This is a genomic window from Gelidibacter salicanalis, from assembly GCF_016469035.1.
In the GTDB taxonomy this organism is placed as follows: Bacteria; Bacteroidota; Bacteroidia; order Flavobacteriales; family Flavobacteriaceae; genus Gelidibacter; species Gelidibacter salicanalis_A.
This window is the reverse complement of the sequence record NZ_JAEHJZ010000039.1, coordinates 20,766-39,259: the sequence shown is the minus strand read 5'-3', so window position 1 is coordinate 39,259 and position 18,494 is coordinate 20,766. Positions and strand designations below refer to the sequence as shown.

Sequence of the window (18,494 nt, the reverse complement as noted above, 5' to 3'; positions counted from 1 at the left end):
TACCAAAAATTGGTATGTTAGCAAAATTTGCTCAAATTGCACATCACAAACTGATAAACACATATGATCTAAGGATAGACTTGACAACTCTACCTCCATAACATCATTTCGAAAAAGACAGGTGTCATTTAACAAAACTTGTAAAATCCCTTATTAAGATAGGGTTTATTACACTAAAATTATTTTAACCGGACACTAATGAATTATTTTAAATTCTAAATTTCTATTCAAGATATTGATCCTTAGTGCATCCTTATGCGTTATCTAAAAACTGACGAAGCACGTATTGGAGGATGCCCCCATTGCGGTAATATTCAATATCTATCAATGAATCCAATCGGGCAATGGCTTTAAATTTAATGATTTCACCCTTGTCATTTTCTGCACTCACATCTACAGATTTGTGTGGCGTCAATCCTTCCGCTATTCCTGAAATAGTAAAAATTTCTGTTCCGGTTAATCCTAATTTTTCCGCGGTATCGCCCACTTCGTATTGCAGTGGCAAGACACCAAGGCCTACTAAATTACTTCTATGGATACGCTCATAGCTCTCCGCTATGACCGCTTTGACGCCTAATAAAAAGGTACCTTTTGCTGCCCAATCTCTTGAAGATCCACTTCCGTATTCCTTGCCCGTCAGCACCACTAAAGGCGTATTATCTTTCTGATAGTTCATCGCCGCATCATAGACGCTCATTTCCTCCCCTGTTGGTAAATACGCCGTGTAGCCGCCTTCCTGTTTAGCAAGTTTATTCTTGATTCGAACGTTAGCGAAAGTGCCACGCACCATCACTTCATCATTGCCACGGCGACTTCCGTAGGAGTTGAACGCTTCTTTTTTGACTCCTTTTTCTATTAAATACTGTCCTGCAGCAGAATGTTCATCAAAAGCTCCCGCTGGGGAGATATGATCAGTAGTAATACTGTCTCCCAAAACTAACAATGCACGTGCATTTGTAATGTTTTGAAGTGCTGGTGCTGTCTCTGAAATATTTTTAAAGAAGGGGATTTCTTGAATATATGTTGAGTCTTGGTCCCATTCATACAGTTTGCCTTTAGGAACTTCCAAGTTTCTCCAAATCTCATTCCCTTCAAAAATTTCAGAATAATTTTTATGAAAATCTTTTGGCGTCAATACCTCTTTTAGCACCGCATTGATTTCATCATCCGTTGGCCAGATGTCTTTAAGGTATACTGGGAGTTGATTTTTATCATAACTAATAGGATCTGTAGTCAGATTAATATCCACGCGTCCTGCAATTGCAAACGCGACCACTAACATGGGCGACATGAGGTAATTCATTTTAACTTGTGAATGCACACGGGCCTCAAAATTCCGGTTGCCCGAAAGCACTGAGCACACCACCAGCTGATTGTCATCTACCGCCTTAGAAATAGCCGGTGGCAGCGGTCCTGAATTCCCAATACAAGAGGTACAGCCATAACCCACTAAATGAAATTGCAAGGCTTCCAAATCTTTTAATAAATCGGCTTTTTTCAAATAATCCGTCACCACTTTAGAGCCTGGCGCTAAAGACGTTTTTACCCAGGGCTTGACGTCAATACCCTTTTCTCGTGCCTTTTTGGCCACCAATCCAGCACCTATCATCACAAACGGATTGGACGTGTTGGTACACGAAGTAATGGCCGCTATAACCACTGATCCGTCTGATAATGAATATTTCTGTTCGCCTTTATCAATCCAAACGGTTTTAAGCCCGTTTTTCTCTTTGGTTTCAATTTTTGTACCATCAGAGATTTCTTTAGGCGGAGAAGTAGGTTGATTGCCCCCTTCATTCTTCCACCTAATAACCGACTCCCGATCTTCATGCTCAATGTATTCGCGTTCAAACGATGAACTCAGCAAATCGATAAATTTCGGTTTAAAATTCTTTAAGAGTATTTTATCTTGAGGTCGTTTTGGTCCTGCAACGGTCGGTTCAATAGTAGACACATCGAGCTCTACAACTTCAGTATAGGTAATTCGGTCTTCATTCTCTCGCCAGAGCATATTGACTTTACAGTAGGTTTCTACCAACTTGATTTGTTCTTCTGAGCGGTTACTTTCCCGCATGTATTTTAATGTTTTGTCATCAATTGGGAAATAGGTGATGGTACATCCAAATTCTGGAGACATATTACCTATGGTAGCTCTATCAGGAACCGATAAATGATCTAATCCTGGACCGAACACCTCCACAAATTTGCCCACCACGCCTTGCTTTCTTAGAATATTGGCAATGGTCAATACCAAATCTGTGGCAGTAGATCCTAAGGGCAACTTACCGGTCAGTTTTAATCCAATCACTTCTGGCATTATAAAATAAAGCGGTTGCCCTAAAATTGCCGCTTCCGCTTCAATACCACCAACACCCCACGCCACAACGCCAATCCCATTGACCATTGGGGTATGACTGTCCGTACCCACCACGGTATCTGGAAACAATTGGCCGTCGCGTTCAATGACGCCTTTGGAAAAATATTCTAAATTAATTTGATGGCAGATTCCCATCCCAGGAGGAACCACACTAAAATTATCAAAAGACTGTTGCGCCCATTTTAAGAATTGGTAGCGTTCCTTATTGCGCTTATATTCCTCCTCCATATTACGCTGATAGGAATATTCCGTTCCAAAATAATCTACTTGAACAGAATGGTCAATGACCAAATCTACAGGTACGAGAGGATTTATATGATCCGGGTTTTTACCTTTCCTTGCCACTTCTGCCCGAAGCGCAGCAATATCTACCACTGCGGGAACTCCCGTAAAATCCTGCATCAATACCCTTGCAGGTTTAAACGGAATGTCCTTATCTATTCCTTTTGGCTCCCAATTCAACAAGGTTTCAATATTTTCTTTAGTAACCGAAAAACCATCAAAATGACGCACGGCATTTTCTAAGAGTATGCGAATTGAAAATGGTAGTTTATCTATATCATAACCCTGTTTGGCAAGCGCTTCAAGACTGTAATAATCATAGGTTTTACCATCAATGGTTAATTGCTTTTTAGTTTTAAATACATCGTTTTCCATAGGGTTAGTATTTGAGTTTTAGTGAATTGTGATAGGTCTATTTAAAATTTTGAAATGGTTCCATAATCAAAGCGATGCAATACGATCAAGCATCCACCACGTTTTAGAGCACATATGTCCTAATGAGTTGTCTAAAGTTAGGCATTTTAGAAGTCATTACGAATCTTATCCCTATAAAAATGACCTCTATAGCTACGGACTGTGCATACTGTAATCCTTGCGATAGTTATAGTAGAAAAGGACTCTCATTAAAATTCTACACAAGCAGATTAATCATAACCAGAATGGCAAGAATCACCCTAAAATCAAGAAAGGAGACCTATTAGAAAATAGTCTCCTTTTATATTTTTAGCAACACCAAACGTGCGTTAAAATTTACATTTTATAACTAAGTGGCACCCTATTTACTTGTATTACCGATTAATAATAGCCCATTTTACTCATCTTATCTTCAGTAATTGCCTCTGGTTTTCTAGTGGCGTTACGCAGTACCATATAACCAATTATTCCGCTCAAAATAGAGGCGAGTAGAATCCCAATTTTCGCTTCTTCCTGAATCACACGATCATCGAACGATAGGTTTACGATAAACAACGACATGGTAAAACCAATACCACAGAGCAACGAAATACCAAAGAGCAAGCGCCATATTTCTTGGGTTTGTGGCATGTTTTTGTAGAAAAATTTCAAAAGGATCCAAATAGCTAACATAATGCCTACAGGTTTCCCAATCAACAATCCTACGATGATCCCCCAAGTGATGGGGATATGAAAGGCTTCATTAAGAATTTGCGAATCAAATATAATTCCGGCATTAACAAAGGCGAAGAGCGGCATGATAAAAAAGTAAACCAGTCCGTGTAGTTTACGCTCCAAACGTTTTAATGGCGATTCCATCTCCCGTTGGGTTCTTTCAAGATAATCGTGCACTTTTGTACTGGTCATTGCCAGTTTATGATCTTTTGCTTCTCTAAATAAGTGGTAACCGCGTAGCGCATACCGCCGAATTTTATCGAGCTCCCATTCTTGCCGCAGCGGTAATGTCAAGGCCAAGATGACACCAGCAATGGTTGCGTGAATTCCCGAGGTCAACACAGCCCACCACATTATAAAACCAACAATGAGATAAGGTGTCAATCTGTTGACTCCTTTATAATTAAAGATCAGCAGAATCAAGGTACAGGCCCCGGCTATGCCTAAAGCTCCAAAATTGATTTCGTCAGTATAGAAAAATGCAATTACCAATACCGCAATAAGGTCGTCTACCACAGCAATAGTGGTAATAAACACCTTAGCCCAGGAAGGCATTCGAGACCCGAGCATGGCGAGGATACCAATAACAAATGCAATGTCAGTAGCCATTGGTATCGCCCAACCTTTTACATAATCAGTTCCCTGATTGAAGGCTAGATATATAAGCGCAGGAAATAAGGCGCCACTTATTGCGGCAACCACAGGAAATGTGGCCGATCTAAATGAGGTCAGCCGTCCAAATTTCAATTCGCTCTTAATTTCAAGCCCTACCAATAAAAAGAAAAGGGCCATTAAGCCATCATTTACCCAGTGGTGCAAGGTTTTGGAAATGTAGACGTTTTCAAAACCCATTTCAAATTTGAGTTGCATGACTGTATGATAAAAGCTATTTAAAGGCGTGTTAGCAACAATTAACGCACTAATTGTGGCAATGATTAACAATATTCCCGGTGCGGAATCATTTTTGAAAAAGGTCTCTATTTTTTTTGTTAGGTTGCTCATTTTTGGACACTATTACGTTCAAAGTACAATTTCCGATTTAATATTTTCTATTTCAATAAAATTTCAATTTTATTTTATTGAAATATTTTGACACACCAACCTGAAAACTAGAAAGTTACACCTAACAATACTATTAACTTGTTATAAACGCTCTCAAAACAACCGCACAAAAGAAGCTAAAGTGGTGTAATGTTTTACTTTAAATTTATGAAGATATGCAAAATTAGGCTCTTGGATGTTTTGTGCAATAATTGCGTAAATTCAGAATCACAGCAGCAATTAGCCTATTAAAAAACCCGAAAAACAATGTTTCCGGGTTTTCTGACTAACTAACTCAAAAAAATAAAAAATATTAACTTTTTCAAACATCGTATTTTTTTCACACGATGGATAGAGAAAACTAGTACCCAGTATTATTAGGGGTTAAGCTCGGATTTTTATCAATTGCTCCTTGTGGAATAGGCAAAAGATTGTTTTTAGGAGCTTGGAATTGTCTGTTCTCAATCAGATTTGATGGTAAGGTTAGAGACACATTATGATCGCCGTTTGGCTGTGTGGTTTCTAACACAGTTCCTCTTTTTGTGCCCATGAGGTCGCCATTAAGAACTTCTGTAGCTATACCCCAACGGATAATGTCATCTCTCCGAAGACCTTCCATAGCAAACTCAACGCGACGCTCATTTCTTAGTAGTTTTCTTAAACTTGTTTGATCAGCATATTTAACGCGGTCAACAGCAGGCATTCCTGCTCTTAATCTAACGGCATCCATAGCGTCATAAAGTTCATTATCAATCTGACTTAATTCAATTTTTGCTTCTGCAATGGTTAAAAGCACTTCAGCGTATCTAAAGATATAGATATCGTTCCCCATGTTCCAGTAAGGAGAACTAGGGTTTAAATCTAAAAAAGTAGTGTACTTTTTAAAGTTGTAACCCGTTTTTGTGGCATTATCAGCTTTGTTATAATAATCAGGACTAGTATCTTCAATTGAACTGTAAACCTTATTTGCAAATACCTGACCCGGATACACTATTGAGGCTCTCAATCGAGGATCTCTGTTTATATATGGATTGTTTGGATCATATTCGCCAGCTTCTTGAATGGTTTTACCATTTGCCATTTCGAAAGCATCAACCAACGATTGTGTAGGCACTACAGAAGACCAACCGCCAAGGCCGTTGGGCATAAATGGGGTGAAATTGACCGCATAAAAATCTGGTGTTTGCTGTACTGATAATATGATCTCCTCGTTTTGCTCATTGGCTGGGTCGAAAAGCCCTTCAAACGAAGGATGTAACGAATAGCCAGAAATACTTTGGGCGGTAGCTAATGCATTGTCATAATCCTCAAAGTAAAGATAGTAACGCATTAGAAGCGCTTGTGCAGCTCCTTTGGTAGCTTTACCATATTCACCACCAGAATAAGAATCTGGCAACATGCCAATTACCGTTGTCAATTCGTCTTCAATAAATGTACGAATAACGTCTTGTGAATCTCTTGGAACTTTAGCTTCTTCAGGAGTAGCAAAGTTTTGCTGGATTAAAGGAACGGCACCATAATTTGTGGTCAATACATAATATTTATAGGCGCGAATAAAACGTACTTGCGCTTTATAAACCGCTCTATCTGTTTCTGAAACTGCAGTTGCTTTATCAACATTTGCAAGAAACTCGTTACATCTGTTGATGGTTCCAAAGCCGTAATATGATGCACCTGCGTCTGCCGCAGATAGTTTCCCATTTCCAATGTTCGTCCAACCTTCCCAAGGGAAATTATTGTAGGCATTATCTGATCCAGCATCGCGATACATGATATCGTCTCCGCTTTGGAAGCCGCTATAGCAACCTGTTAAGGCCAGATCCAAATCTTTCTTCGACTTCCAAAACGTGGAAGGTGATAGTGCGTCATCAGGTGCTGTTTCTAAGAAGGAATCGTCACAAGCGCTGAATATAACCACTATTCCTAATAAGTATATTAATTTTTTCATCTTGTACTATGTATTAAAAAGTTAAATTAACTCCGAATGAATTCGTCATCACAACAGGATAACTACTACCACGTCCCGAAGGTGCTTCCGGATCCCATCCTTTAAGATAATTGGTTACCGTAAATAAGTTTTGAGCACTGTAATACACTCTAAGTCTTGAAACACCCCAATTGTCTAAAATATCACTTGGAATCGTGTATCCTAATTGAAGGTTTTTCATTCTTAGATAATCGGTGCTTCTCAACCAATAGCTTGTGGTTGAATTTTGAGGCATGCTCGGACCGTTGATACCGGCTATAAGTCGCGGGACGCTAGTGCTTGTGTTTTCAGGGGTCCAACGATCTAACCAAATTGCAGACGGTTTCTGACCATCACCATTTACGGCACCAACCGCATCAAAATCCATATACCCTTTACCTCCTGTGGCACCTTGGAAAAGCGCTTGCAAGTCAAAGTTTTTGTACCCTAAGCTCAAGTTAATACCAAAGTTGAAATTAGGTGTAGAGTTGCCTAACAAAACACGGTCATCAGCATCAACTTTACCATCGCCGTTTGAATCCATGTAACGCAAATCGCCCGGTTTAATTTGGTTTCCATAAATCGTGTTAGTTGGATAAGCATCAATGTCGGCTTGACTTTGGTGTAAACCATCCGTTTTATAACCATACCAAGAATCAAGGGTTTGACCTAGTTGACGAATTTTGCGTCCATCAATAATTTGGTCAGTGCCTGCTAATTGTACCAGCTCGTTTTTATTATAGGCTATATTTCCCCCAAAGCTAAAATCTACTTCGCCAAAGGTGTCTCTATAATTTGAACTCACTTCAATTCCTTTATTGTCCAACTTACCTACGTTATCAAAAAAGTTGTTTAAAGCGAATTCGTTAGGAGCAGGTACTTGCATAATAATACCTTCAGTCTGTTTTTTGTAGAGATCAACAGTCACATCAATCTTTCTAAATAAACGGGCATCCACGCCAATACCGTAGCTGGTGGTTTTTTCCCAAATTAAAGCACCATTTTTAGCGTTTGTTATGGCAGCTCCAGGAGTAATGACACTATTAAAAGGATAATTGGTTCCAAGACCTAAAGTTGGAATGGTAGGATAATAGGAATCTTGACCATCACCACTAAGTGCGTCTTGATTACCCAATTGTCCCCATGACACTCTCACTTTTAAATCGTTAATTGAATTTTTAGCGTTCTCAAAAAATGCTTCTTCAGAGATACGCCATCCAGCAGAGAACGATGGAAATACACCCACTCTGTTATCTTTAGCAAAACGAGAAGAAGCATCGGACCTCACGTTAGCTTCAAATAAATAACGTCCCATATAATCGTAGTTAATACGTCCAAAAAATGAAACCATATTAAGTTCACGCGTATATCCGGTATTTTTCATTCCGTTGGTAGATCCAGCATCTAAATTTGGAAGTTCAGTACTTGGGAAATTTTCACGATACGCTGTGGTTTTTTTAAAATCAAAAGATTCAGCATGATATCCAGCAAGTACGGAGACATTATGCACATCATTGAAGCTTTTGAAATAATTTGCCGTCAAATCGAATGTGTTACGCGTACTTGTTCTAAGGTCTTCGGTCAATTTCGTCGGTCCATGATATTTATTAGGGTTGTATTGATTTTCCTTATTCATTTCTGAATTGTCCTCTTCCACATTTCTATGAGACACTAAGGCTTTAATGTTCAAGCCTTCTAGCAAATCAATTTGTACAGAACCAATTCCTACAAAAGTTTTACGTTGGTAATTAATTTGTGGCCCCATATCCAACCATGCAATTGGGTTACCATCTGAAATAGTACCATAAGTTCCATCTTCATTTTTATAAGGAATCCAAGGTGCAATTCTGTTGGCTTGTCTGATAATTTGATCTATTCCACCACCAACATACGCATTATTTGGAGCTTCCCGATCCATTTGGGTATAAGACAGATTCATATTTGTAGTCAACCACTTTTTAGGTGTCACGGTAAGATTTAGTCGGCCGTTATATTCATTTTTACCCGTATGCTGGATGATACCATCTTGTTTTTGATGATTAACGGAAGCACGGTATTTAGTGACTTCTGAACCACCAGAAACGCCGAAGTTATTGGTGATTAAAAAACCTGAGCCTTGGTATAAAAGATCTTGCCAATCAGTATCAGGGTGGGTGTAAGGACTTGTTCCGTTACGGAAAAGCTCAATATCGCCCTCTGTAAATTTTGGTGCTTTACCACCATTTACTAAGGCCTCGTTGTATAAACGCGCATAATCATAAGAACCTAAATATTCAGGCAATTGCGTTGGCGACTGCCAACCAATATCACTCGTGTAACTTACTACAGGTTCACCAGATTTTCCTGATTTTGTAGTAATTAAAATGACCCCATTTGCTGCTTTTGAACCATAAATAGCAGCTGATGCAGCATCTTTAAGTACAGAGATACTTGCAATGTCGTTGGCTTGAACATCGTTTAATGATCCTTCCACACCATCAATTAAAACCATTGGTGAGGCTTGGTTTAAGGTACCCGTACCACGAATTCTGATACTACCACCGTCAGCACCCGGTTGACCCGTTTGTTGATTTACAGAGACACCTGGTAACAAACCAGCCAATCCTGCAGAGACGCTAGTGATTGGTCGGCTTTCCAGCATATCGCCATCCACAGTGGCAACAGATCCAGTAAGGTTTACTTTTTTCTGAACGCCATAACCTACAACGACAATTTCGTCCAAACTGGCAACGTCTTCCACCAAACTTACGTTTATTTCAGAGCGACCATCTACTTTGATTTCAGCAGTCACAAATCCTATAAATGAGATGACCAATGTGGCATCAGGATTTACTTCGATAGAAAAATTTCCATCAAAATCAGAGGCAGCGCCATTTGTAGTGCCCTTTTCAATAATCGTTGCACCTGGAACAAAAGTGCCTGCACTGGCTTCTGTTATAGTTCCTTTGACCTCAATTTTAGATTGTTGTGCATAAGCAGAACCGAGAAACAGGGATAAGAACAACACAAATAATAGTTTCTTCATTAGATTGATTTTAAGTTAGTTTTCATTTTATTAATAATATTCAGAGTATTCTTAGGCACCTTTAATACGTGTCCTTCATCCAATTGTAAGGTTTGCGTTTTACCCACATCCCTCTTGTAAAATCAGGAATATCCTGAGGTTCTCCGTTATTTTCTATAGACGCTTCTGAAAGGGGTGTAATAGAACTCCATGCTGCGGCATCATAAGCGTCCATTGGGGGCGCCAATTTTTCCTTAGCAGATTCTATAAAAGAATTGATCACAAAAAAGTCCATACCACCATGACCAGCATCCATGGCAGTTTCTCCGTACTTTTTCCATAAAGGATGATCATATTTTTTGAGCCATTCATCAGCATCATCCCAACGGTGTGGTTTTGATTTCCCTTCCACATAGATCCTGTTGCCATCAACTTCCCATAACCCGTTTGCTCCTTGTACTCTAAACCCTAAGGAATAAGGTCTTGGTAAATTAACATCATGTGTGATGATAATGGTTTCACCATTGGTAGTTTCTACCGTAGTGGTGATCACATCGCCTTGTTTGAATTTCAATTTGGCGTTGGGATGGTCCTTCCCACCATTGTCCACAATATAATTATGCAATCCGACACCCTTTGAAGCGTGGGAAGTCAATGACATGAGACGATTACCTCTATTGATGTCGCACATCACGGCCATTGGACCAATTCCATGGGTTGGATACACATCGCCATTCCTTAAGAGGGAATGCTGTGTACGCCATTTGGATTCAGAAATCCCTTTATCTCCAAACTCAACACCTTTCCCATAAGCTGATTTACCATCATTAAGTTTTACACCACGCAAATCATGTTGGTAGCCACATCTAAAATGTACCAGCTCACCAAACACATTTTGCTTGACCATATTTAAAACCGCCAATACATCTCTGCGGTAATTTACATTTTCAAGAATCATCAAGTGCGATCCTGTGGCTTCGTGTGTGTTTACCAAATCCCAACATTCTTCCAAAGTGTTGGCTGCAGAAACCTCCAAGCCAGTATATTTACCAGCCTTCATACTATCTACTGCCATTCTTGTATGCCAAAGCCAAGGTGTAGAGATTATAACAGCATCCACTTCTTTCAAATTCAAAAGATTTAAATAATCAAGATCTGAACTACCGAAAACCTGCGGTTTTGCAAACCCTGCATCCTTTATCATTTTTAATGCGAGATCTATTCTGACAGGATCCACATCACATATGGCAGTAACTTCTGTATCTTTTCTATGTAATACATTGTTTAAGTGATTAACACCTCTTAAACCGACGCCTATAAAAGCTATTTTTAATTTTTGGTCAGACGAGCCTAACATGGCGCCAAATGATACACTTGGAAGCATAAATAAACCCGCACCGGCTAAAGCCGTTTTTTTTACAAAATCCCTTCTTGAACCCATATTGAAATAGTTAATTGTTTAATAATCGTGCGCCCAAATATGAAACTTAACTGGTATAGAATTGGAGATATTTTAGGCGTTTTCAGGGATTGGGGAAGAACTGACGAAATAATACCCCTATTTGACGAATGAATGCCCTAAACAAGGATGGTTTAGCAAAACCCCGGTCGTGGCACACATTGGTGTACCAAACCTCTACCCTTAAAACTGTGGTTAATGACCTAACAGCCTACCTGTGTCCTGATTGAAAGCAAATTATATAAGCGCTGGAAACAATGCGCCACTTACTACCGCAGCAACAGGAAACACGGCCGAATTAAAAGAAGTGAATCGGTCGAATTTTAATTCGCCCTTAATTTCAAGTCCCACCAATAAAAAGTACCGTGCCGTTAAACCATCATTTCCCAGTAATGAAAAGCCTTAGTAATATACACGTTTTCAAACCCCATCCCAAGCTTGAGTTGCGTAATCTATTCTATATTAAGGCCCATCTATGCTTGTTCTCAGCCATATTATACTTATAAAAAAACCCGAAAAACAATGTTTTCGGGTTTTCTGACTAACTAACTCAAAAAAATATTAACTTTTTGGGATCTCTAACTTTGAAAAATCAATTATTGGCGCCACTCCATTGGCCGTTCTGGTAAATACAGTATCAATTGGTGTGGTGTCGTTAAAAAATCCGCAATTTTTCATAAAAAACTGGTTGCCCTCGACTCCGCCAGCATAGTCCATTCTTGATTCTTTTCTAGCCGTCGCATCTGCGGTAAATTTAGCTGTGGTCAATTCTGTCCATTCCTTATCGGTGCTGTAAATCCACTGGTTATTGTAATTCGCTTTTCTTGTAATGTTGCCCGTCTTTGTATCGAAATTTTCCAAAAATGAATACAGGTTTTTTAAGTATCTACTGGCTTGAGGCCTTCTAAAACTGGCAATTAAATTCCATCTGCCATCTTCTGGGGTGTAGAAATATGCAGTATAGTCTGTTGAATTATTTTCTACCGGCACCCCTTTCAATAAAAACTTATAGGTGGTATCTGACTTCCAATTGTAAACTTTATAACTCTGACCACCTGAACCTTCGTTGCCAAACTCGCCTGTGGTCACGCCAGCACCTTTACCCAATAATATTATTTTATGGTCATCAGGAATCTCATTGGGGTCTTGGGTATCAAAAGGACTCCAAACCGAAAATAGGATGCGACGCTCCGTTTCAGAATTGACCTGAATGCCAAAATAGCCATCCTTAAAACCATTGGCCATATAATAGGAGCCGATGACGTCTTCGCCTTTAGGAACATTAATTTCGTTATAAAAGTACACGACTTCCTTGTCTTTAGGCATTTCATAGGATAAGTGGACGGATGGTCCACGGCGTCCAAAATAAAAATCATCCTTTATAAAATAGACATGGCCTTTTGTGGCAGGACCGCCGATTAAGACTTTGCTGATATTGGCAACCACGGCTCCTGATTTCTCCAACCCCTCAATTTCAACAAAATTATAGCCTTCTGAAATCTCAAAAATACCTACTTCAATAGTTTTAGCATCAGTGTTTGATATTTCTATTGTTTTTGTTGTACCCCCTAGAGTAACTTTCAGTTTCGATATGCCTTCTGGCACCCTTACATTTAAGCCCAAGTGAAGCTTACCCGAAGTGTCTGTTTTAAAATAGGTTCGCATCACCTGATTCATGTCCGTCCACTGTTTGGTTTCAATGCTGGGGGTTTTCTTGTTTTTGTGTTGACTATTGACCATCCAGCTGTTAGGCTGTGCAGGGATTTCAGTGGTTAGAATAAGTTGTTCCTTGCTTGAGGTTTCGTTAGTAACCTGTTGGGGTTTACACGAAAAAACCAATACACAGAAGATTACCCAATAATGAAGTTTCATAAGTTATGTTTTAATTTTTGTTAAAAGGAGAGTTACAGAGCTCGTAACTCTCCTGCTATTTTTTCTCAATTACTTTATTGAAATCTCTACACGTTCGCCCTTATAGCCTAGGGCATAAAGCTTGTCAGTACTATTAAAAGATGCCACCTTAAAATTGTTTCTCGCGGCTATATGGATAATTTCTCCATTACGCTCTTGTTGGTAAACCACTGCATTACTTGTTCCTGAAATGCTGATCGTATTATTGCTTACAGATGCTGATCCTACCTGAAGCGTACCCTTACTTTGAAACATAGGTAAACTTTGTTCATGTAAAAATTCCAACTTCATTTCTGGTTCTGGATACCCTTTAGCTTTAATATCGGCTATGGCATTATCTACCATGGCCTGTGTGACTTGAATTGTGCCCTGCCCATAATCGTCCAAATCTTTATTAACAGCTTTAAGGAATCCCCATTTTATAAAGAACTCTGTTAAATCTGTTTGCGCAATCTCAGAGCAAATTTTAGCAAACTCAACCTGAGCAGCTCCTGATGTACTTGGGTCTGGATTGACCCTGATTTTTTCGTGAACGTCCTTGTAAAAATCTTTAATGCCTAGCACATTTGAAAAATACAATTGCAGTTGCCAGAACGGTACTAGCTTACAGAACACATCTCCATGTTCTCCATGAGCCAATTCAGTCGCTAAAATCTCTGTAAACGCTTTCTCATATCGGTTGTTAAACGGCTCAACTTTTTCTTCGTCAATTCGCGCTGCATTGCCCCAAGTGGTCTGAACATAGAGACTATAGATGTTATTACTTACTTCTGTCATTCCTAACCATCGCAATCCTGGTCGCGTTTGGTTAACATGACCCACTTCATGCGCAGGACCCCATGGTGAAGATCTCAAGGTGTTTGGATTACAAAGTGCTGGCATGGTGTTTTTATGATATTCCGTTCGATACGATGTAGCAAACATGTACATGTCTTGATGAGTATTGGTTCTAAAATACATGCGCGTTGGATTTGCTCTATCGTATTTATAGAAACCCAAGAAATCCTGTTCTAAGTCAACAATATCATCATACAGACCGATAAGCTCTACTATATCTGGCGTATATTGACGAAGGTCATCTGTAGTAAAGGATAAATGGGCATACTTACCTAACACATCAAAATAACTATATGGCGCATTATCAATCAGTGCTTTCCAATCTTCCTTTTTATGTTTGGCACTATCAAAATAGCCATTGATTTGACCTGTAGCGAAGTTCGCTTTAACATCATATTGGTGAGTATCTTGATAAATTAAATAAGCCAAGCCTTCCGTATTTGCTTTGAAACGATTCACGCCCGGTTTCAAAACATAGTCGATTCCTCCAAATCCTTGAGTATGATTAACGACTCGCAGAGATATCTCGCCTTGAAAATCATTCATAAAAACAACCATTTCAGTACCCCACTTCACATAAATACCGGTAACATTATCATAAATACCATAGGTACTTGTTTTGTTGCTAGCACTTATAATACTCGGGTCAGGATAACTCTTAAACTCTCCAATTCTAAAAGGTTCATACACTTCATTAAACATGGCCAATGCCATGGTTCTGATAAACTCATTCTCTATAGCTAGAATGTCTTCTCTTGTGGTCCCCGGTTTAAATTGCGTACAGGCCTTATCGCTAAAAACACTTAAGCTCGCTTCTAAAGCCATACTTTCTTTGTAAAATTCAATCTCGGCTAGACTTACAAAATTGTTGACACCTTTAGTTACTGATAATTTTATAGCCTTCGGGTTCTTAAACCCATCAGTAAATGTGATGATTTTTGGAGTATTGCCGTTTTCGAATACAAAATCCTTATATTTTACAAAGTCGTCTGAACCTTGCACCTTTAGATACACGGTAACTTCCTGGATAATTCCGTTGTTACTATCGCTTCTAGGATAAAGGACAAAATAATCGATTTGATCTTTATCTTCTGCAAAGTTATAGATTAGGTCTACAGGAAACACGGTCTGTCCGCCCCATTTACTATGGTAAATAGTGGTTTTATCGCCGTCTAAGGTTTTTTGTATGTCGGTGCCATTTTGGAATTCAGAGGCCGTCGCTCCGCTTGGTGCAATAAGTACATCTTTGTCAATGCTATTGGCATTGGCAGGTTTGTAAGTATCAGGATCTTGAGTAGGTGGTGGTGTTACCACTTGTGGTTCTTCCTTAATATCAACCTTGTCAGAGCAACTGGTAAAATGAAAACCTAAAATAAATAATAACAAAAATAATTTGGGATGCATAAGCATGGGTTTTTATGGTTAAAAATTTAATTAGTAGCATACGCGCCGATGAAGACCTTCTCTATTAATATTTTTTCATGTATAAATGATACTAAAAAATGAAAGCGGCATCTCTTTCAAAACACCGCTTAAATTATTATTACTGATACATGAAATATTATGAAGTGATTTAAATATATAAAGTCGTAATTCTAATAATCACATTTTCACATCCATTATAGTATTAATCCAAAATATATGGACTTACTTCACCAAGAGCTACAAACGCTGCTCCACCATCACTATGCCCTGATTTAATGATAATTCTAAAAAATCTAAAGGATTCCAATTCTTCAAAAGCAACTAACTGAGGTGCAACAGAATTTATCAGATTGAATTCGCCTAGGCTTCTCCAGGCTTCATTATCATCACTAACTTCAATTTCTATTAAGTTGATTCCACGAGACCCAGATTGACGTTGCGCAAATTCCATCCCGTTAATTTCTTTGCCAGTCATCATATCCACAGTTATATGATGTGGATAAGTAGATTGTTCTTCTGTACAACCAGACCAGCAAGAGTGCCAAAACGTATTTATATCGCCATCAATAATTCTTGAAGCAAACCCATTTGTACCTTCTCCTTTACTTTCTTCTGAACTGAAATCAATAACTTCCCAATCATCTTTGCTATAGTAATCTGGTTCTGGTTCAGGAATTATAACTTCAGAAACTCGAAAAATAGCTGTTTTAACCTCAGGATTAATTTTATACCCTGAAGCATCTATGATGGAAAGCGCAATTAAGTAATTATTGTCTATGTCAAATTTTTCAGGATCATAGATCATTGTTGAAAAGTTTGAATATTCTTCACCCTTTGGAATTGTCAATTCCAAAGTACTTATTGAATAAGCATCACTCGGGAATGGTATATACAATTTCTCACCATTAAGTTCTCGAATGTCATTAATACTATCAAACGCCCTAGTATCGATTGAAAAAGTAACATCAATATTACTGGCAGGCAAACCTAAAGCTCCAAAACCTGCGTTGAACATAACAGTATCTTTTTCTAAGTAACTTTCTTCCTCAAGAGAAAAAGTTTGTAGAGTTTTAATACCTCCTCTCGCTTTAGAGGTAAATATTAAGGCTCCTTCTTTATTGTCAGTTAACTCTTCGTATGGTATAGCGTCCTTCTCACAGGAGTGTAGTCCAAGTATAACTATTAGAGATGTATATAATAAATATCTTTTTTTCATTTTGTTTAAAGTTTTAAGTTCTAATAACCTGGGAATTGGACCAATTGCTTATTTCTATCCATTTCATTTTGACCGTAAGGCATAAAATAAAATTTCCGTTGCCATGGCGCTCTTGTAAAACCAATAGTTCTTGTATGGAACGCAGGATCAGATAAAAACGTTCCTTTATTCATGTCCATCCCGTAGAATGCTCCTCCTTGATTCGATCCAGGTAGCCCTGCAATTTTCCATCGACGCACATCAAAATAGCGGTGTCCTTCAAAACTCAATTCGATACGTCTTTCATGCCGTATTTCTTGGCGCATTTGTTCTTGGCTCAGCCCAGCTGTCATTTCAGGTAGTCCCGCTCTTGTTTTGATCCTATTTAAATAAAGCAAGATATTTGGATCTCCCGGATTTGACTCGTTCAAAGCTTCTGCATAATTTAAATAGAGTTCTGCCAATCTTATAAGCATTGCGGGTCTGCTCACCGTCACCCATGGATTTACACTAAATGTAGGATGAATATTTTTTCTGGCAGTATAACCAGTTTTCGGCCAGTCTCTAGGCGATGCTGACTTGCCTGAAGTTCCTGAATAGAAAAATTCGACACGAGAATTGTTAATACCCGATTTTTCAACGCCCGGATTATCGGAGCCATTAAAAGAAATATGCGCATAAAAACGTGGTTCTCTATTGGTGTACATCGCATTAGTGCCAGCCGCATAATATGTTGTTGCAGCATCAGTGTAAGTATCTTCGTTATAGATATCACTATCCTCAATACTTGTACCATCATCCATACGATATTCATCAACCAAACTTTGAATGACGGCAATACCGTTATAGGCAGTTCCCGCAGTAGACCGTGGCGCGGCATGAATTTCCCATTGACTGGAACTGCTTGAAGGTCTTACCCATATTCCCTCAGTTCTCCATCCATCCCAAAATAAATTGCGACTGGATAAAAACCCAGCCCTAAATGGATCTGAATCTTCTACACGGAATAAGCTTTTCCCATTAGCCTCAGCGATATCTATTGCTTCTATGGCTTTTTGTGCGGCTCTATCCCAACGGCTGGCATCATAGACTTGATTAAATAAAACAGTACCATCAAGATTTTTAAAATCAGCCAATTCTGTATTTCCATTAAAGAGCGGACTCGCATGGTAAAGTAAAATTTGAGACTCTAGAGCGGTAACGATAATTTTATTGATTCTTCCAATTTGAGTACCATCGACGGCATTTCCATCTAAATAGTAATCTACTGGTAAATCTGATTTCGCTAATGCTAGTTCAGATAAAACAAAATCAACACTCTCGTCCCAAGTACTTCTCGGAATTTGAAAATCATCTCCAGGTTGTCCAGGCTCAAGTGGCGCAAACGCAACCGGCCCGAGCTGTTTCATCATCCTCCAATAATAGTATGCTCTTAAAAACCTGGCCTCACCTTTATAATGCTGAATAATTTGATCTCCACCAGCCTGCTCTAATATTTCAATGTTTCCATCAACACGGTCTAAGAAAATTGTTGCTAAACGGATACGTTCATAAAGTGATTGAAAATTAGACGGTGTATTATCAGGAGTAATAGCACCGCTGTTGATCCCCGGATTAATCCAATTGCTGGCATCACTCTCATCAGTGGTTAGTCCGTATTGATAGTTGTAAGGTTGATCCCAGATATCAGGGATATTACTGAATAGTCCTGCCCACCAAGTTTCTGTTTGGCCGCGGTTAGAAAAAATTCCATCTACTGATAACTGATTATCGGGTTGGGTATCAAAATAATCTTTTTCGCAGGCTGTAAAAAGCGATACAAAAAGAATACTGAATGATATAAATGTTATGTTTTTAATATTTTTCATA

General features: G+C 38.9%; 10 protein-coding genes. 1 reads left to right on the top strand and 9 read right to left on the bottom strand.

Features of this window, described 5'->3' with window-relative positions; genetic code table 11:
* Positions 1–253 precede the first annotated feature (253 nt).
* The 5 genes from acnA to JEM65_RS16020 all read right to left on the bottom strand — a co-directional run bounded on the left by acnA (position 254) and on the right by JEM65_RS16020 (position 11,239).
* The gene (acnA, locus tag JEM65_RS16040) at positions 254–3,034 is read right to left on the bottom strand and encodes an aconitate hydratase AcnA (protein ID WP_199601657.1); all 2,781 of its coding nucleotides are present in this window, start codon (positions 3,032–3,034) and stop codon (positions 254–256) included.
* Between the two features lie 420 nt (positions 3,035–3,454).
* Complete coding sequence (gene nhaA / locus JEM65_RS16035; RefSeq protein WP_199601655.1) at positions 3,455–4,789, bottom strand: Na+/H+ antiporter NhaA; 1,335 nt, start codon at positions 4,787–4,789, stop codon at positions 3,455–3,457.
* 400 nt (positions 4,790–5,189) lie between these two features.
* Positions 5,190–6,776, bottom strand: coding sequence for a RagB/SusD family nutrient uptake outer membrane protein (locus JEM65_RS16030; RefSeq protein WP_199601653.1), 1,587 nt, complete (start codon positions 6,774–6,776; stop codon positions 5,190–5,192).
* Between the two features lie 13 nt (positions 6,777–6,789).
* Positions 6,790–9,819: a SusC/RagA family TonB-linked outer membrane protein gene (locus JEM65_RS16025; RefSeq protein WP_199601651.1), complete on the bottom strand. Its 3,030-nt coding sequence runs from the start codon at positions 9,817–9,819 to the stop codon at positions 6,790–6,792.
* A 61-nt stretch (positions 9,820–9,880) separates the two neighbouring features.
* Positions 9,881–11,239 carry a Gfo/Idh/MocA family oxidoreductase gene (locus tag JEM65_RS16020; RefSeq protein WP_199601649.1) on the bottom strand — a complete coding sequence of 453 codons (1,359 nt, stop codon included), beginning with the start codon at positions 11,237–11,239 and terminating at the stop codon, positions 9,881–9,883.
* Positions 11,240–11,483: 244 nt separating this feature from the next.
* Between JEM65_RS16020 and JEM65_RS23585 the strand changes: the two genes are divergently transcribed.
* Positions 11,484–11,663 (top strand): hypothetical protein, encoded by a 180-nt coding sequence (locus tag JEM65_RS23585; RefSeq protein WP_233530694.1) that lies wholly within the window; start codon positions 11,484–11,486, stop codon positions 11,661–11,663.
* A gap of 155 nt (positions 11,664–11,818) precedes the next feature.
* On the opposite strand, the gene JEM65_RS16010 is transcribed toward JEM65_RS23585, so the two are convergent.
* The 4 genes from JEM65_RS16010 to JEM65_RS15995 form a co-directional block, all read right to left on the bottom strand.
* Entirely contained in the window at positions 11,819–13,129 is a 1,311-nt protein-coding gene (locus tag JEM65_RS16010) for a DUF3472 domain-containing protein (protein WP_199601645.1), read from the bottom strand.
* A gap of 69 nt (positions 13,130–13,198) precedes the next feature.
* Positions 13,199–15,409 (bottom strand): M60 family metallopeptidase, encoded by a 2,211-nt coding sequence (locus JEM65_RS16005; protein ID WP_199601643.1) that lies wholly within the window; start codon positions 15,407–15,409, stop codon positions 13,199–13,201.
* 223 nt (positions 15,410–15,632) lie between these two features.
* A complete protein-coding gene (locus JEM65_RS16000; protein WP_199601641.1) occupies positions 15,633–16,646 on the bottom strand; it encodes a discoidin domain-containing protein in 1,014 nt (337 codons plus the stop codon).
* Between the two features lie 20 nt (positions 16,647–16,666).
* Positions 16,667–18,493 (bottom strand): RagB/SusD family nutrient uptake outer membrane protein, encoded by a 1,827-nt coding sequence (locus JEM65_RS15995; protein ID WP_199601639.1) that lies wholly within the window; start codon positions 18,491–18,493, stop codon positions 16,667–16,669.
* Position 18,494 lies beyond the last annotated feature (1 nt).